The 17,252-nt window shown below is 61.9% G+C and carries 14 protein-coding genes; 11 read left to right on the top strand and 3 right to left on the bottom strand.

All coding sequences use genetic code 11. The annotated features are described in order from the left end of the window. Positions 1-10: 10 nt before the first annotated feature. From J0X03_RS16090 to gsiD, 4 genes are read left to right on the top strand one after another with little or no spacing between them, the layout of a single operon-like run. Positions 11-1,885, top strand: a complete 1,875-nt coding sequence (locus J0X03_RS16090; RefSeq protein WP_160204130.1) for a dipeptide ABC transporter ATP-binding protein — start codon at positions 11-13, stop codon at positions 1,883-1,885. Between the two features lie 23 nt (positions 1,886-1,908). Further along, complete coding sequence (gene gsiB, locus J0X03_RS16085) at positions 1,909-3,444, top strand: glutathione ABC transporter substrate-binding protein GsiB (protein WP_160204131.1); 1,536 nt, start codon at positions 1,909-1,911, stop codon at positions 3,442-3,444. Between the two features lie 52 nt (positions 3,445-3,496). Next, a complete protein-coding gene (gsiC, locus tag J0X03_RS16080; RefSeq protein WP_019454429.1) occupies positions 3,497-4,417 on the top strand; it encodes a glutathione ABC transporter permease GsiC in 921 nt (306 codons plus the stop codon). Positions 4,418-4,426: 9 nt separating this feature from the next. Then, positions 4,427-5,335, top strand: coding sequence for a glutathione ABC transporter permease GsiD (gene gsiD, locus J0X03_RS16075; RefSeq protein ID WP_197806685.1), 909 nt, complete (start codon positions 4,427-4,429; stop codon positions 5,333-5,335). Positions 5,336-5,477: 142 nt separating this feature from the next. Here gsiD and fghA read toward each other — a convergent pair whose 3' ends face one another. From fghA to ptrR, 3 genes are read right to left on the bottom strand one after another with little or no spacing between them, the layout of a single operon-like run. Beyond that, positions 5,478-6,320, bottom strand: coding sequence for an S-formylglutathione hydrolase (fghA, locus tag J0X03_RS16070; protein WP_015377214.1), 843 nt, complete (start codon positions 6,318-6,320; stop codon positions 5,478-5,480). 14 nt (positions 6,321-6,334) lie between these two features. Further along, positions 6,335-7,459, bottom strand: coding sequence for an S-(hydroxymethyl)glutathione dehydrogenase/class III alcohol dehydrogenase (locus J0X03_RS16065; RefSeq protein WP_160880177.1), 1,125 nt, complete (start codon positions 7,457-7,459; stop codon positions 6,335-6,337). A 30-nt stretch (positions 7,460-7,489) separates the two neighbouring features. After that, entirely contained in the window at positions 7,490-8,410 is a 921-nt protein-coding gene (gene ptrR, locus J0X03_RS16060; RefSeq protein ID WP_160204132.1) for a putrescine utilization regulator PtrR, read from the bottom strand. 105 nt (positions 8,411-8,515) lie between these two features. On the opposite strand from ptrR, the gene J0X03_RS16055 reads away from it, so the two are divergent. The 7 genes from J0X03_RS16055 to mglC all read left to right on the top strand — a co-directional run bounded on the left by J0X03_RS16055 (position 8,516) and on the right by mglC (position 16,888). Beyond that, the gene (locus J0X03_RS16055) at positions 8,516-9,673 is read left to right on the top strand and encodes a YbfB/YjiJ family MFS transporter (protein WP_033650593.1); all 1,158 of its coding nucleotides are present in this window, start codon (positions 8,516-8,518) and stop codon (positions 9,671-9,673) included. Between the two features lie 244 nt (positions 9,674-9,917). After that, positions 9,918-10,583 (top strand): GTP cyclohydrolase I FolE, encoded by a 666-nt coding sequence (folE, locus tag J0X03_RS16050; RefSeq protein WP_004938969.1) that lies wholly within the window; start codon positions 9,918-9,920, stop codon positions 10,581-10,583. A 79-nt stretch (positions 10,584-10,662) separates the two neighbouring features. Continuing rightward, a complete protein-coding gene (gene yeiB / locus J0X03_RS16045; RefSeq protein WP_096242081.1) occupies positions 10,663-11,835 on the top strand; it encodes a DUF418 domain-containing protein YeiB in 1,173 nt (390 codons plus the stop codon). A gap of 127 nt (positions 11,836-11,962) precedes the next feature. Continuing rightward, a complete protein-coding gene (gene galS / locus J0X03_RS16040) occupies positions 11,963-13,000 on the top strand; it encodes an HTH-type transcriptional regulator GalS (RefSeq protein WP_160204133.1) in 1,038 nt (345 codons plus the stop codon). A gap of 265 nt (positions 13,001-13,265) precedes the next feature. Further along, positions 13,266-14,258, top strand: coding sequence for a galactose/glucose ABC transporter substrate-binding protein MglB (gene mglB, locus J0X03_RS16035; RefSeq protein ID WP_033650594.1), 993 nt, complete (start codon positions 13,266-13,268; stop codon positions 14,256-14,258). 99 nt (positions 14,259-14,357) lie between these two features. Further along, entirely contained in the window at positions 14,358-15,866 is a 1,509-nt protein-coding gene (gene mglA, locus J0X03_RS16030; protein WP_004938959.1) for a galactose/methyl galactoside ABC transporter ATP-binding protein MglA, read from the top strand. 11 nt (positions 15,867-15,877) lie between these two features. Next, positions 15,878-16,888: a galactose/methyl galactoside ABC transporter permease MglC gene (mglC, locus tag J0X03_RS16025; protein ID WP_033650595.1), complete on the top strand. Its 1,011-nt coding sequence runs from the start codon at positions 15,878-15,880 to the stop codon at positions 16,886-16,888. Positions 16,889-17,252: the final 364 nt, after the last annotated feature.

Raw genomic sequence — 17,252 nt, 5'->3', positions numbered from 1 at the left:
GGGAGGGTGTATGACCGACGTTTCATTCCGGCCCGCCGGCGACGGGCTGTCATTGCCGCCGCAGCGGGTGCTGACGGTGCGCGATCTGAGCATCAGCTTTCCTCAAGCGGACGGCACCGTAGACGCGGTGCGCAACCTGTCGTTCGATCTCGATCGCGGCGAGACGCTGGCGATCGTCGGCGAGTCCGGCTCCGGCAAATCGGTCACTTCGCTGGGGCTGATGCGGCTGGTGGAGCAGGGCGGCGGGCGTATCGTCAGCGGCGCCATGACGCTGCGCCGGCGCGACGGCGCGCTGCTCGATTTGGCGCGCGCCTCGCAGCACACGCTGCGCACGGTGCGCGGCGCCGACATGGCGATGATCTTCCAGGAGCCGATGACCTCGCTCAACCCGGTATTTCCGGTCGGCGAGCAGATCGCCGAATCGCTGCGTTTGCATCAGGGCATGGACCACCGCAGCGCGCGCCAGGAGGCGCTGCGCATGCTCGATCTGGTGCGCATTCCGGAGGCTAAAGAGGTGCTGGGGCGCTACCCGCATCAGCTTTCCGGCGGCATGCGTCAGCGGGTGATGATCGCCATGGCGCTCTCCTGCAAGCCGGCGTTGCTGATCGCCGATGAACCCACCACCGCCCTCGACGTCACCATTCAGGCGCAGATCCTGCAGCTGATCCGCGTGCTGCAACAGGAGATGCAGATGGGGGTGATCTTCATCACTCACGACATGGGCGTGGTGGCGGAGATCGCCGATCGGGTGCTGGTGATGCGCCGCGGTGAGCAGGTGGAACAAAATCGGGTGCGCGAGCTGTTCGCCGCGCCGCAACAGGCCTATACCCGGGCGCTGCTGGCGGCGGTGCCGAAGCTGGGGGCAATGGCCGATCGGCCGCTGCCGGCGAAGTTTCCGCTGCCGGATGGCGAGGGGGATGCCGCGCCGCAGGATACCGTGCCGCCAGACGCTGCGCCGATCCTGCGGGTGGAGCATCTGGTCACGCGTTTTGATCTGCGCGGCGGGCTGTTCAATCGGGTCACTCGCCGGGTGCACGCGGTGGAAAACGTCAGCTTCGATCTTTACCCCGGCGAGACGCTGGGGCTGGTGGGCGAGTCCGGCTGCGGCAAGTCCACCACCGGGCGCTCTTTGCTGAAGCTGGTGGACAGCCAGAGCGGCACCATCACCTTCGCCGGGCGGCGAATCGATCGGTTGAAGGGGCCGGCGCTGCAGCACCTGCGGCGCGATATTCAGTTCATCTTTCAAGATCCTTACGCCTCGCTCGATCCGCGCCTGACGGTCGGTTTCTCCATCATGGAGCCGCTGCTGGTGCACAACGTGATGCGCGGCCGTGAGGCGGAAAGGCGGGTGGCCTGGCTACTGGAACGCGTCGGTCTGCAGCCGGAGCATGCGCGCCGCTATCCGCACGAATTTTCCGGCGGCCAGCGCCAACGCCTCTGCATCGCGCGCGCGCTGGCGCTGAACCCGAAAGTGGTGATCGCCGACGAGGCGGTCTCGGCGCTGGACGTGTCGATTCAGGCGCAGATCGTCAATCTGCTGCTCGATCTGCAGCGCGAGTTCGGCATCGCTTTTCTGTTTATTTCACACGACATGGCGGTGGTGGAGCGCATCAGCCACCGGGTAGCGGTGATGTACCTCGGGCAAATTGTCGAGATCGGCCCGCGGCAGGCGGTGTTCGACAACCCGCAGCACCCCTATACCCGCAAGCTGATGGCGGCGGTGCCGGTGGCCGATCCCGCTCACGCCCACAAACGGCAGCCGCTGCCGGCTGATGAGATCCCCAGCCCAGTGCGCGCGCTGGGCGATGAACCCGTTACCGCACCGCTGGTGCAGGTTGGCGCCGGGCACTTTGTCGCCCGCCACCCGATCGCCGGTGCTTTTTAAAGACCTCTGGAGAGACAAGCGACATGAAGCACACATTCAAACGCAATGCGCTGTTGGCCGCCGTACTGCTGGCGGCGGGAACCGGCCCGGTCTGGGCGGCGAAGGACGCGGTGATCGCCGTGGCCTCCAACTTCACCACCCTCGATCCTTACGACGCCAACGACACGCTGTCGCAGGCGGTGGCCAAGTCTTTCTATCAGGGGCTGTTCGGCTTCGACAAGGACATGAAGCTGGTGAACGTGCTGGCGGACAGCTATGAGGTCAGCAAAGACGGCTTGACCTATACCGTCAAACTGCGTCAGGGCATCAAATTCCACGACGGCACCGCGTTCAACGCTGAAGCGGTGAAGATCAACCTCGATCGTGCCAGCAACCCGGACAGCCACCTCAAGCGCTACAACCTGTTCAAGATGATCGACAAAACCGAGGCGGTGGACGCCAATACGGTGAAGATCGTGCTGAAGGCGCCGTTCTCGGCGTTCGTCAACAATCTGGCGCACCCGGCGGCGGCGATCATCTCCCCGGCGGCGCTGAAGCAATACGGCAAGGAGATCGGTTTCCATCCGGTCGGCACCGGGCCGTATCAGTTCGTGACCTGGAACCAGACCGATTTCGTCAAGGTGAAGAAGTTCGACGGCTACTGGCAGCCGGGGCTGCCGAAGCTCGACAGCATCACCTGGCGCCCGGTGGTGGATAACAACACCCGCGCGGCGATGCTGCAGACCGGCGAGGCGACCTTCGCCTTCCCGATCCCTTACGAGCAGGCCAAGGTGTTGGAGGGCAACGCCAAGCTGGACGTGGTGGCTGCCCCGTCGATCCTGCAGCGTTACATCAGCATGAACGTCACTCAAAAGCCGTTCGACAACCCGAAGGTGCGCCAGGCGCTGAACTACGCGATTAACAAGGACGCGCTGATCAAGGTGGCGTTCGCCGGTTATGCGGTGCCGGCGGAAGGGCCGGTGCCGCCGGCGATCGACTTCGCCGCCCGCTACAAGCCGTGGTCGTACGATCCGGCCAAGGCGCGTGAGCTGCTGAAAGAGGCCGGTTACCCGAACGGTTTTACTACCACGCTGTGGTCGTCCCACAACCACAGCACCGCGCAGAAAGTGCTGCAGTTCACCCAGCAGCAGCTGGCGCAGGTGGGGGTGAAAGTGACGGTGACGGCGATGGACGCCGGGCAGCGCGCGGCGCAGGTGGAGAGCGTCGGGGTGAAAGACACCGGCGTGCGGCTGTTCTACACCGGCTGGTCGGCCTCGACCGGGGAAGCGGACTGGGCGCTGTCGCCGCTGTTCTCCACCCAGGCGGCGCCGCCGAAGCAGTTCAACACCGCGTTCTACAGTAACCCGCAGGTGGACAAGGATCTGACCGACGCGCTGGCGACCACCGATCGCGCCGAGAAGCAGAAATTGTATCAGGACGCGCAGGATCGCATCTGGGCCGACGCGCCCTGGATCTTCCTGGCGACCGAACGTCTGTTGTCGGCCAACAGCAAACAGCTGAGCGGTTTCTACGTGATGCCGGATACCTCGTTCAACTTTGATAACGCCGATCTGAAATAAGGCGCCCATCCCCGCCTGCGGCCCGACGGCGGCGGGCGGGGGAAGGAATGAGATGCTCAATTATTTTCTGAAACGACTGCTGGGCCTGATCCCGACGCTGCTGATCGTGGCGGTGCTGGTGTTCCTGTTCGTCCACCTGCTGCCGGGCGATCCGGCGCGGCTGGCGGCGGGGCCGGAGGCCGACGAGGCGGTGGTGCAGCTGGTGCGAAAGGATTTGGGGCTGGATAAGCCGCTGCCGCAGCAGTTCGCGCACTTTTTCGTCAACGCGCTGCGGGGCGACTTCGGCATCTCGATGGTGTCCAAGCGCCCGGTGAGCGAAGAGATCGCCTCGCGCTTTATGCCGACCTTCTGGCTGACCGTGGCCAGCATGCTGTGGGCGGTGGCGTTCGGTCTGGCGATCGGCGTGGTGTCGGCGGTGTGGCGTAACCGTTGGCCGGATCGCCTCGGCATGACGCTGGCGGTATCGGGGATCTCGTTCCCGGCTTTTGCGCTCGGCATGCTGCTGATGCAGGTGTTCTCGGTCGAGCTGGGGTGGCTGCCGACGGTGGGCGCCGACAGCTGGCGGCACTACATTCTGCCTTCGGTAACCCTGGGGGCGGCGGTGGCGGCGGTGATGGCGCGCTTCACCCGCGCTTCGTTCGTCGAGGTGTTGCAGGAAGACTACATGCGCACCGCGCGCGCCAAGGGCGTGCGGGAAAGCGTGGTGGTGATGAAGCACGGCCTGCGCAACGCGATGATCCCGGTGGTGACCATGATGGGGCTGCAGTTCGGTTTCCTGCTCGGCGGTTCGATCGTGGTGGAGAAGGTGTTCAACTGGCCGGGGCTGGGGCGCTTGCTGGTGGACTCGGTGGAGATGCGCGATTACCCGGTGATCCAGGCCGAGGTGCTGTTGTTCTCGCTGGAGTTCATCCTGATCAACCTGCTGGTGGATATGCTGTACGCGGCGATCAACCCGGCGATTCGTTACCAATGAGGACGCGGCATGATTAAGCATTGGCGGCGCAGCGCCGCATTGAAGGCGATGCCGCTTATCGACCCTAACGCGGTACGCACGCCGTGGGGCGAATTTTGGCGGCGTTTTCGCCGCCAGCAGGCGGCGCTGGTCGCCGGCCTGTTGGTGCTGCTGCTGATTGCGGCGGCGCTGCTGGCGCCTTATCTGGCGCCGTTCGATGCGGAAAACTATTTCGATTACGACCGGCTGAATGAGGGGCCTTCGCTGATGCATTGGCTGGGCGTAGATTCCCTCGGGCGCGATATCTTCAGCCGCATCCTGATGGGCACGCGTATTTCGCTGGCGGCCGGGGTGTTCTCGGTGCTGGCGGGTGGGGCGATCGGCACCCTGCTGGGGCTGCTGGCCGGCTACTATGAGGGCTGGTGGGATCGCCTCACCATGCGCGTCTGCGACGTGCTGTTCGCGTTTCCCGGTATTTTGCTGGCGATCGGCGTGGTGGCGATCATGGGCAGCGGCATGGCCAACGTGATCGTCGCGGTGGCGATCTTCAGCATTCCGGCCTTCGCCCGCCTGGTGCGCGGCAATACGCTGGTGCTGAAGCACCTGACCTATATCGAGTCGGCGCGCAGCATCGGCGCCTCGGACTGGACCATCATCCTGCGGCACATCCTGCCGGGCACCCTGTCTTCGATCGTGGTCTATTTCACCCTGCGCATCGGTACCTCGATCATCACCGCCGCCAGCCTGTCGTTTTTGGGGCTGGGCGCCCAGCCGCCGACGCCGGAGTGGGGGGCGATGCTCAACGAAGCGCGCGCCGATATGGTGATCGCGCCGCACGTGGCGATCTTCCCCAGCCTGGCGATATTCATCACCGTGCTGGCGTTCAACCTGTTGGGCGACGGATTGCGCGACGCATTGGATCCGAAATTGAAGGGGTGATGGTTTAACGTATGGCGCATATTTGAACGGGCTCAAATGACGTCTCAGTGCCATTATCCGTTCAATAAGCTGTATTGTTAGCACGGAGATGATTGCTGGTTTTTGAAGAAATCCGGGCGGTTAAACCGCCCGGATTTTTTTATCAGCGGAACAGGTGCTCGGCGTGGAAACGCAGGTGATCTTCCACGAAGGTGGCGATGGTGAAGTAGCTGTGATCGTACCCCGGCTGAATGCGCAGCGTCAGCGGCCAGTCGCGCTGGCGCGCCAGTTCGGCCAACCGCGCCGGCTGCAGCTGGTCGGCCAGGAACTGGTCGTCGTCGCCCTGATCGATAAGAACCGGCATTTTCTCCGCGCCGCTGGCCAGCAGATGGCAGCTGTCGTACTGCAGCCACTGGCTCTCGTCGCTGCCCAGATAAGCGGTGAACGCCTTGCGGCCCCACGGCACCTGGCACGGGTTGACGATCGGCGCGAAGGCCGATACCGAGCGGAAGCGCTGCGGGTTGCGAAACGCCATCATCAGCGCGCCGTGGCCGCCCATCGAGTGGCCGAAGATCGACTGACGATCGCTGACGCTGAAGTGCTGTTCGATCAGCGCCGGCAATTCGGCGCTGATGTAGTCGTACATGCGGAAGTGACGATCCCACGGCGCCTGGGTGGCGTTCAGGTAGAACCCGGCGCCCTGGCCCAGGTCGTAGCCTTCGTCGTTCGGCACCTCGTCGCCGCGCGGGCTGGTGTCCGGCATCACCAGCACCAGGCCCAGCTCGGCGGCGATGCGCTGCGCGCCGGCTTTCAACGTGAAGTTCTCGTCGTTGCAGGTCAGCCCCGACAGCCAGTACAGCACCGGCGGCGGGTTGTCATCGCGCGGCGGCGGCAGGTAGATGCTGAATGTCATGTTGCAATTCAGGCTCTGCGCCGCGTGGCGATAACGCTGTTGCCAGCCGCCGAACATGCGGTGCTCTTCGAGAAGTTCCAATGACAACGTCATCTCTGCCTCCTGGCTTATTTGTCGAAGTGGATGACGGAACGGATCGATTTGCCTTCGTGCATCAAATCGAACGCTTCGTTGATCTGCTCCAGCCCCATGGTGTGGGTGATAAAGTCGTTCAGCGCGAATTCGCCGTCCAGATAGCGCTCGACGATGCCCGGCAGCTGCGAACGGCCCTTGACGCCGCCGAATGCCGAGCCGCGCCAGACGCGGCCGGTGACCAGCTGGAACGGCCGGGTCGAGATCTCTTCGCCGGCGCCTGCGACGCCGATGATCACCGATTCCCCCCAGCCCTTGTGGCAGCATTCCAGCGCGGAACGCATCACGTTGACGTTGCCGATGCACTCGAAGGAGAAGTCGACGCCGCCGTCGGTCAGCTCGACGATCACCTCCTGAATCGGTTTGTCATAGTCTTTCGGGTTGATCAGATCGGTAGCGCCCAGCTTGCGCGCCAGATCGAACTTGCTGGTGTTGATGTCGATGCCGATGATGCGGCCCGCGCCGGCCATCTGCGCGCCGATGATCGCCGACAGGCCGATGCCGCCCAGGCCGAAGATCGCCACGGTGTCGCCCGGTTGCACTTTGGCGGTGTTCATCACCGCGCCCATGCCGGTAGTGACGCCGCAGCCCAGCAGGCACACTTCCTCCAGCGGCGCTTCCTTGTTGATTTTCGCCAGTGAAATTTCCGGCACCACGGTGTATTCGGAGAAGGTGGAGGTGCCCATGTAGTGGAAGATCGGCTTGCCGTCCTTGAAGAAGCGGGTGGTGCCGTCCGGCATCAGGCCTTTGCCCTGAGTGGAGCGGATCGCCTGGCACAGGTTGGTCTTGCCGGATTTACAGAATTTGCACTCGCCGCACTCCGGGGTGTAGAGCGGGATCACGTGATCGCCGACCGCCACGCTGGTGACGCCTTCACCGACCGCTTCCACCACGCCGCCGCCCTCGTGGCCGAGGATCGCCGGGAACACGCCTTCCGGATCTTTGCCGGACAGGGTGTAGGCGTCGGTGTGACAAACGCCGGTGGCGACGATCCGCACCAGCACTTCGCCTTTTTGCGGTGGCATCAGCTCGACTTCTTCGATCTTCAGCGGCTGGTTCGGGCCCCAGGCAACGGCGGCGCGGGTTTTGATCATCTCCATCATAGTCTCCTCAGTGGTTTTCTTTTTAAATCAGGCGATATCGACAACGTCTGATAAATCGTTGGGGGTGCTTTCATCAACAGCGGCGGTTTCCGTCTGTTCAATAATCAATTCTTTCAGCGCGCGCACGTTCGGCCCGAACGCGTCGCGGCGCCACAGCAGCCAGGTGGCGGTGTCGGCCACGTCCGGCGGCAGGGTGTGAACCCGAACCCGCTCATGGCCCGGCAGCAGGCTGAGCACCGAATGCGGGATCATCGCCAGCCCGGCGCCGCTGGCGACGCAGGCCAGCATGGCGTGATAGGACTGGATCTCCATGATCTGCCCCGGCCGCGCGCCTTCGCGCTTGAACCAGGCCTCCAGCCGCAGGCGGTAGGAACAGCTGGCGCGAAAGGCGAACAGCGTTTCGCCGTTGGCGTCTTTGGCGCTGTGGATCGGCGCGTGATCGAGACAGGAGATCACCACCATATGTTCAGGATAGGCGATGCAGCCGTTTAGCTCGTCATAGGGCAGCGGGCCGTCGACCAGCGCTGCCGCCAGCGTGCCGGCGCGCACCCGATCGGCGATTTCGCCGGAGGTGCCGGTAGTCAGCGACAGAGACACCTGCGAGAAACGCTGGTGGTAAGCTGCCAGCAGCGAGGGCAGGCGGGTGGCGGCGGTGCTCTCCATCGAGCCGAGAGCAAAGTTGCCCGCCGGTTCGCCGGCATGGGTGATGCTCATCGCCTCGTCGCTCAGCGCCAGGATGCGATTGGCGTAGCACAGAAAGTTATGGCCCATCGGCGACAGGCGCAGGCGCTGTTTTTCGCGGATAAACAGATCGGCGCCCAGCTCCTGCTCGAGCTGGCGCAGCCGGGTGGTCAGATTCGACGGCACGCGGTGCAGCTGCTCGGCGGCGCGGGCGACCGAGCCGGTTTCCGCTACGCAGCAGAACATGCGAAGCTGAGTCAGATCCATAATATTCTCGTTTCGTGATGAACTTGATAACTATTATTCAGTTTTTGTGAGTTTAATACTGCGGCATGATACTGGCAACTTTCTTTTAACCTTTTGGATACCGGTATGGCTTTACGTATTGCCTTGAGCGGGTTTGCCGCGCTGATCGTGGCGATGGGCATTGGCCGCTTCGCTTTCACCCCTCAGGTGCCGCTGATGATCGCTGACCACCAGTTCAGCCTGACCGGCGCTGGGCTGGTGGCGGCGATCAACTATTTGGGATACCTGTGCGGCGCCTACGACGCGATGCGCGCCACGCGCCACGTCGAGCGGCGCCTGTGGCTGGGCGTATGGGGTGCGATGGCGCTGACGCTGCTGTCGGCGTTGGCGCAGGATGAATGGACCCACGGCGCGCTGCGCTTCGTCATCGGCTGGGCCAGCGGCTGGGCGATGGTGCTGGTGGCGGCCTGGACCAACGAGCGGTTGGCGCACTACGGCCGGCCGGCGCTGAGCGCGGCGGTGTTCGCCGGGCCGGGCGCCGGCATCTTCCTCAGCGGCATGCTGGCGGTGGGCATCAACGCGCTGGGGCTGACGGCGGCGCAGGCCTGGCTGGTGTATGGCGGGCTGGCGCTGGTGCTGGTCGGGGGGATTAGCGCCTTTCTGCCGCGCAGCGGCGAGCTGCATCGCCCGGACGTGGCCCCGGAGCCGCTGTTGCTGACGCCGGCGCTCAAGCGTCTGGTGTGGAGCTACAGCCTGGCCGGCTTCGGCTATATCCTGCCGGCGACCTTCTTGTCGCAGATGGCGGCGGCGCGTTTTCCCGACAGCCTGTTCGCACAGTTCGTCTGGCCGGTGTTCGGCGGCGCGGCGGTGCTGGGGATCGTTATCGGCATTGTGACCCGCCATCGGCTGACTACCCAAACCCGGTTGGCGATCACGCTGTGGGTACAGGCGCTCGGCGTACTGAGCGCCGAAGTGGTGCCGGGCGTGGCCGGCCTGGCGCTCGGGGCGTTGCTGACCGGCGGCGGTTTCCTCTGTGTGGTGCAGCTCGCCCTTCAGCACGGCCGTGAACTGGCGCCGCGCCATGCGCGTTACATGGCCGGATTGCTGACCACCGGTTATGCGATCGGCCAGCTGGTTGGGCCGATGCTGTCGGCGCTGTCGACCGCCTTGACCCATCGGTTGGAACCGGCGCTGTATGTGGCGGTGATAGCGCTGTTGGTGGCCGGAGGGCTGGCGGTGAATACCCCGGCGCGGCGGTTGGCGCAAAAAACGGCGACTCGGTGATTAAAATCCATACAAAAAGCGTGGAGACCCGCAGTCGGCCTGATTGTGCTAAATGCGAAGATTTCACCTCTGGATGAAGCACTATCACTGGATAATCGCCGCGCTCTCATCTACAGTGGGGGCAAAATCTTGACCGGGTTCACGTTATCCACCACGAAAACTCTGCCGTCACGAGAGCAAGCAATTCGCCGGCCGCACGCCCTATCAGGCCGCCGGCGGGTTCCGTCCGCAGGAGAACAAATACATGACATCATTAAGTAAAGAAGCCGCGCTGGTGCATGCGGCACTGGAAGAGCGTGGTCTGGAGACACCGCTGCGCGGGGAAGTGCTGGATCGCGAAACGCGCAAGCGTCGCATCAAAGAGCACATGACCGAAATCATGCAGCTGCTGAATCTCGATCTGTCTGACGACAGCCTGGCGGAAACGCCGCATCGCATCGCCAAAATGTATGTCGACGAGATCTTCTCCGGTCTGGACTACGCCAACTTCCCGAAAATCACCGTCATTGAGAACAAAATGAAGGTGGATGAGATGGTGACGGTGCGCGATATCACGCTGACCAGCACCTGTGAACACCACTTCGTCACCATCGACGGCAAGGCCACCGTGGCCTATATCCCGAAAGACTCGGTGATCGGTCTGTCGAAGATCAACCGCATTGTGCAGTTCTTCTCCCAGCGTCCGCAGGTGCAAGAGCGCCTGACCCAGCAGATCCTGGTTGCGCTGCAGACCCTGCTCGGCACCAATAACGTGGCGGTATCGATCGATGCAGTCCATTATTGTGTCAAAGCGCGCGGCATTCGCGACGCGACCAGCGCCACCACCACCACCTCGTTGGGGGGGCTGTTCAAGTCCAGCCAAAATACCCGCCAGGAGTTCCTGCGCGCGGTGCGCCATCACCAGGGGTGATGGCGTTGCGGGGCGACTCGCAAAACGACAACAGGCGCCTGCGGGCGCCTTTTTCATGAGCGGAAGACAGCGATAAAAAATGAACAGTCATCCTCTGCCGCGTATCGCTACGCTGGACTGCGTGCGCGGCATCGCCATCCTCGGCATCTTATTGCTGAACATCAGCGCCTTCGGCTTGCCGAAGGCCGCCTACCTCAATCCGGCCTATCTGGGGATGCCGTCATCGCGCGACGCCTGGACCTGGGCGCTGCTGGATCTTTTCGCCCAGGCCAAGTTCCTGGCGATGTTCGCGCTGCTGTTCGGCGCCGGGCTGCAAATGCTGCTGCGGCGCGGCAAAAGCTGGATCCGCGCGCGGCTGTCATGGCTGGTGCTGTTCGGCCTCGCGCACGCCATCTTCCTGTGGGACGGCGACATTCTGCTGGCTTACGGGCTAATCGGCTTAGTGTGCTGGCGCATGATCCGCGAAGCCAAAGACACATTCCAGCTGCTGAAAACCGGCGTGGTGCTCTACCTGATCGGCGTGGCGGTGCTGCTGCTGCTCGGTTTTGTCTCGCACGGTGAACCGGGCAGCTTCTGGCAGCCGGGCGTGGCGGAATTGCAGTACGAGAAGTTCTGGAAGCTGCAGGGCGGTTTCGAAGCCTGGCGCAGCCGCGCCGATCTGCTCTCGTCCAGCCTGCTGGCCATCGGCGCGCAGTATGGCTGGGAGCTGGCGGGGCTGATGCTGTTCGGCGCCGGGCTAATGCGCAGCGGCTGGCTGCGCGGCAGCTATTCCTCCGGCTATTACCTGCGGCAGGCGGCGTGGCTGTTGCCGCTGTCCGTGCTGATCCAACTGCTGGCGGTGGCGCTGCAATGGCAGGTGCATTGGGAGTATCGCTGGAGCGGTTTCCTGCTGCAGGTGCCGCGCGAGCTGGGCGCGCCGCTGCAGGCGCTGGGTTACCTGGCGCTGTGTTACGGTTTCTGGCCCGCGCTGTCGCGTCTGCGCATCGCCCACTGGCTGAGCCAGGTGGGGCGCATGGCGCTGAGCAACTACCTGTTGCAAACGCTGATCTGCACTACGCTGTTTTATCGCTTTGGCCTCTATGAGCAGTTCGACCGGCTGCAGCTGTTGGCGTTCGTGCCGCTGGTCTGGTGGGTCAACCTGGTCTTTTCCGCACTGTGGCTGCGTTACTTCGAACAGGGGCCGATGGAATGGCTGTGGCGCAAATTGACGCAGATGGCCGCCGGTGAAACGGAATCCAAAGCGCTGAAGTGAGCGCCCATCGGCAGGTTAAAAAAATGTATGTAAACGTTTTCTTTCCTGTGACGTAATTCACGCAGAGCTGCGGGTCAATCGGGGTAGGATAGCGCCACCGGCCACTACCCCGATTTCAGGATCCCGCATGCCTCCAGTTCATCCGATCACTATTCGCGACGTGGCGAAACGCGCCGGCGTCTCCGTGGCGACCGTGTCTCGCGTGCTCAATCACAGCGCGCTGACCAGCAAAGAGACGCGCGAACAGGTGCTGCAGGCGGTGGCGGAACTGGGCTACCGCCCCAACGCCAATGCACAGGCGCTGGCGACCCAAAGCAGCGATACGCTGGGCGTGGTGGTGATGGACGTGTCCGATCCGTTCTTCGGCGCGCTGGTGAAAGCGGTAGACACGGTGGCGCAGAAACACCACAAGTATCTGCTGATCGGCAACAGTTATCATCAGGCGGACAAAGAGCGCCATGCGATCGAAGTGCTGATCCGTCAGCGCTGTAACGCCCTGATTGTTCACGCCAAAGCCTTGAGCGACGCCGAACTGATCGGCTTTCTGGAGCAGGTGCCGGGCATGGTGCTGATCAATCGGATTATCCCCGGCTATGAGCCGCGCTGCGTTGGGCTGGACAACGTCAGTGGCGCTGACATGGCGATGCGTCTTCTGCTCTCGCAGGGCCATCGGCGCATCGGTTATCTGGGCTCCAATCACCCGATCGAAGACGGGCCGCTGCGTCAGCAAGGCTATGCGCAGGCGATGGCCGACGCCGGGCTGGCGAAGCCCGACAGCTGGCGCGCGTACGGTTCGCCGGATCTGCAGGGCGGCGAGGCGGCGATGGTCGAGCTGCTGGGGCGCAACTTACAGCTGAGCGCGGTGTTTGCCTACAACGACGCCATGGCCGCCGGCGCCATGGCGGTGCTGAAAGAAAACGGTATCACGGTGCCGCAGCATTTTTCGCTGATCGGCTTCGACGACATTCCCATCGCGCGCTACACCAGCCCTAAACTTACCACGGTGCGTTACCCGATCGTTTCGATGGCCACGTTGGCGACCGAGCTGGCATTACAGGGCGCAGCAGGCCTGGCGGAGCCGCAGGCGAGCCATCTGTTCATGCCGACGCTGGTGCGGCGCCATTCTGTCGCCCCCTGGCAAAGTGAGGCGACGGTCACTCTCTGACGATTTAATCTTGTGTAACCGTTTTCAATCTGTGAGAAAATTCACAGAATATTAACATCACGCCGTCTATGCTCTAGGCGTTTTCAGGCGCAAAGGCCCTTGCCGCTGTAACCGTTTATCTCGCGCTGACACAGCATTTCTCGGAAATAACAAGATCCACGGACGACAGGTGTTGAGTGGAAATCGCCTGGCCTGGGGTGCGCGCACTGCCGGTGACCATTGGCTCAAAGACGAGTAATACCCTACACAGAACCGGAGATTGACAATGAATAAGAAGGTTTTCACCCTGGCCGCCATGGCCGCTGCCATGATGTTTGGCGCCGCAGCCCATGCTGATACCCGTATTGGCGTCACGATTTACAAATACGACGACAACTTCATGTCAGTGGTGCGCAAAGCGATCGAGAAAGACGCCAAGGCTTCACCGGACGTTACCCTGTTGATGAATGACTCGCAGAACGACCAGTCCAAACAGAACGATCAGATCGACGTGCTGCTGGCCAAGGGCGTGAAAGCGCTGGCGATCAACCTGGTCGACCCGGCCGCGGCGCCGGTGGTTATCGATAAGGCGCGCGCAAACGATATCCCGGTGGTGTTCTACAACAAAGAACCTTCCCGCAAAGCGCTGGACAGCTATGACAAGGCGTATTACGTCGGCACCGATTCCAAAGAGTCCGGCGTGATCCAGGGCGAACTGATCGCCAAACACTGGAAAGCCAATCCGGCCTGGGATCTGAACAAAGACGGCCAGATCCAATTCGTGCTGCTGAAGGGCGAGCCGGGCCACCCGGATGCCGAAGCGCGCACCACCTACGTGGTGAAAACGCTGAACGAGAAAGGCATCAAGACCCAACAGCTGCAGTTGGATACCGCGATGTGGGATACCGCGCAGGCGAAAGACAAGATGGACGCCTGGCTCTCCGGCCCGAACGCCAACAAGATCGAAGTGGTGATCGCCAACAACGACGCCATGGCGATGGGCGCGGTGGAAGCGCTGAAAGCGCACAACAAGACCAGTATTCCGGTGTTCGGCGTGGATGCGCTGCCTGAAGCGCTGGCGCTGGTGAAATCCGGCGCGATGGCGGGCACGGTGCTGAATGACGCCGACAATCAGGCGAAGGCCACCTTCGAGCTGGCGAAAAACCTGGCGGCGGGCAAACCGGCCACCGAAGGCACCCAATATAAAATCGAAAATAAAGTCGTGCGTATCCCTTACGTCGGCGTAGATAAAGACAACCTGTCTCAGTTCATTAAATAAGAATTGAGATCCCGCTAAGACCCCGCCTGCGGCGCCAACACCAGGGATACCGCCGGCGGGGATGTTTACGACTGCAAGATCGTTAAGCCAGGTGTATTTATGGCCGATAGCTCACGCGAATTTTTGCTGGAAATGACGGATATTTGTAAGTCATTTCCCGGCGTCAAAGCCTTGGACAATGTCAATTTACGCGTCCGTCCGCACTCCATTCACGCCCTGATGGGGGAGAACGGCGCGGGGAAATCGACGTTGTTGAAATGCCTGTTCGGCATTTACAAAAAAGACAGCGGCAGCATTGTATTTCAGGGCCGGGAAATCGACTTCAAGAGCTCGAAGGAAGCGCTGGAGCACGGCGTTTCCATGGTGCATCAGGAGCTGAACCTGGTGCTGCAGCGCACCGTGATGGACAACATGTGGCTGGGACGCTACCCGACCAAAGGCCTGTTCGTCGATCAGGACAAGATGTTCAAAGACACTCAGGCGATCTTCGACGAGCTGGATATCGACATCAACCCGCGCGAAAAGGTGGGCAACCTGTCGGTGTCGCAGATGCAGATGATCGAGATCGCCAAAGCGTTTTCCTATGACGCCAAGATCGTCATCATGGACGAACCGACCTCTTCGTTGACGGAGAAAGAGGTCAATCACCTGTTCACCATCATCCGCAAGCTGAAAGAGCGCGGCTGCGGCATCGTCTATATCTCGCACAAGATGGAAGAGATCTTCCAGCTGTGCGACGAGATAACGGTGCTGCGCGACGGCCAGTGGATCGCCACCCAGCCGCTGGAAGGGCTGGATATGGACAAGATCATCGCCATGATGGTCGGCCGCTCGCTGAGCCAGCGTTTCCCCGACAGGCAGAACACGCCGGGTGAGGTGATCCTCGAGGTGAAGAACCTGACGTCGCTGCGCCAGCCTTCGATCCGCGATGTGTCCTTCGATCTGCACCAGGGCGAGATCCTCGGCATCGCCGGGCTGGTGGGCGCCAAGCGCACCGACATCGTCGAGACGCTGTTCGGCATTCGCGAGAAGGTGGCGGGCACTATCAAGCTGCACGGCAAGGCGATCGACAACCACAGCGCCAACGAAGCGATTAACCACGGTTTCGCGCTGGTGACCGAAGAGCGCCGATCCACCGGGATTTACGCCTACCTCGACGTGGGTTTCAACTCGCTGATCTCCAACATCCGCAATTATAAAAACAAGCTCGGCCTGCTGGACAACGCGCGGATGAAGAGCGACACCCAGTGGGTGATCGACGCCATGCGGGTGAAAACGCCGGGGCATCACACCCATATCGGCTCGCTGTCCGGCGGCAATCAGCAAAAGGTGATCATCGGCCGTTGGCTGCTGACGCAGCCGGAGATCCTGATGCTGGATGAACCGACGCGCGGCATCGACGTGGGCGCCAAGTTCGAGATCTATCAGCTGATGACCGAGCTGGCGAAGAAGGGCAAGGGGATCATTATCGTCTCGTCCGAAATGCCGGAGCTTTTGGGGATCACCGACCGCATTTTGGTGATGAGCAACGGCCAGGTTGCGGGCATCGTTAACACCAAACAGACCTCGCAAAATGAAATCTTACGTCTTGCCTCCCTGCACCTTTAAGGATTCGAATTATGAACGCGCTAAATAAAAAAACCTTATTTACCTATTTCAAGGAAGGCGGCATTTACGTGGTGTTGCTGGTGCTGTTGGGCATCATCATCATTCAGGACCCCACTTTCCTCAGCCTGATGAACCTGAGCAATATCCTGACGCAGTCTTCGGTGCGCATCATCATCGCGCTGGGCGTGGCGGGGCTGATCGTGACCCAGGGCACCGACCTGTCCGCCGGGCGGCAGGTGGGGCTGGCGGCGGTGGTGGCGGCCACGCTGCTGCAGTCGATGGATAACGTCAACAAAGTGTTCCCGCACATGGAAACCTGGTCGATTCCCGTGGTCATCCTGCTGGTGTGTGCGGTCGGCGCGGTGATCGGCCTGGTTAACGGCCTGATTATCGCCTACCTCAACGTGACGCCGTTCATCACCACGTTGGGCACCATGATCATCGTCTACGGCATCAACTCGCTGTATTACGATTCGGTCGGCGCGTCGCCGGTCGCGGGCTTCGATCCGAAGTTCTCCACCTTTGCCCAAGGCTTCTTGCGCTTCGGCGACTTCAAGCTGTCGTACATCACCTTCTATGCGCTGATTGCCATCATATTTGTCTGGATCCTGTGGACCAAGACCCGCTTCGGCAAGAACATCTTCGCCATCGGCGGCAACCCGGAAGCGGCCAAAGTGTCCGGCGTCAATGTGCCGCTGAACCTGATCATGATCTATGCGCTGTCCGGCGTGTTCTATGCCTTCGGCGGCTTGCTGGAAGCGGGGCGCATCGGCAGCGCCACCAACAACCTCGGCTTTATGTATGAGCTGGACGCCATCGCCGCCTGCGTGGTGGGGGGGGTCTCGTTTGCCGGCGGGGTGGGTACGGTGTGGGGCGTGGTGACCGGGGTGATCATCTTTACCGTCATCAACTACGGCCTGACCTATATCGGCATCAACCCGTACTGGCAGTACATCATCAAGGGCAGCATCATTATCTTCGCTGTGGCGCTGGACTCGTTGAAATACGCCAAGAAGAAGTAGATCTACCGCAGCAGAGACGACAAGGCCGGCCTATTGCCTAATGCTGGTCAGTTAGCGTTTTTTTGAAGTACTCGAGTCGTTTTCGGTCGATAAATGAGAGGTGCATCATGAGGCTCCAGCACCTCGACCGAGCCAGGGGCCGAAGGCGCGGCCCCTGGCAACCCGCGCCTTTGCCCTATCAGACGGTTGGCTTTGCCAACGTTACTCAGCCCATCCCTGGGCTTCGCCCCTTCGGGGCCGCTGCAAGCAGCGTTCAAATCTGCTCCAGGCAGATTTGTCCTCTCTCCGCCATAGCGCATTGAGGCCGGTTGCGACAGGCGTCCCTGCCTGTCTCACCTGAAACCGCCGTCCATGGCGGTTTCTC

It is taken from the genome of Serratia ureilytica (assembly GCF_017309605.1).
Taxonomy (GTDB): domain Bacteria; phylum Pseudomonadota; class Gammaproteobacteria; order Enterobacterales; family Enterobacteriaceae; genus Serratia; species Serratia ureilytica.
This window is presented reverse-complemented; position numbering and strand designations above follow the sequence as displayed.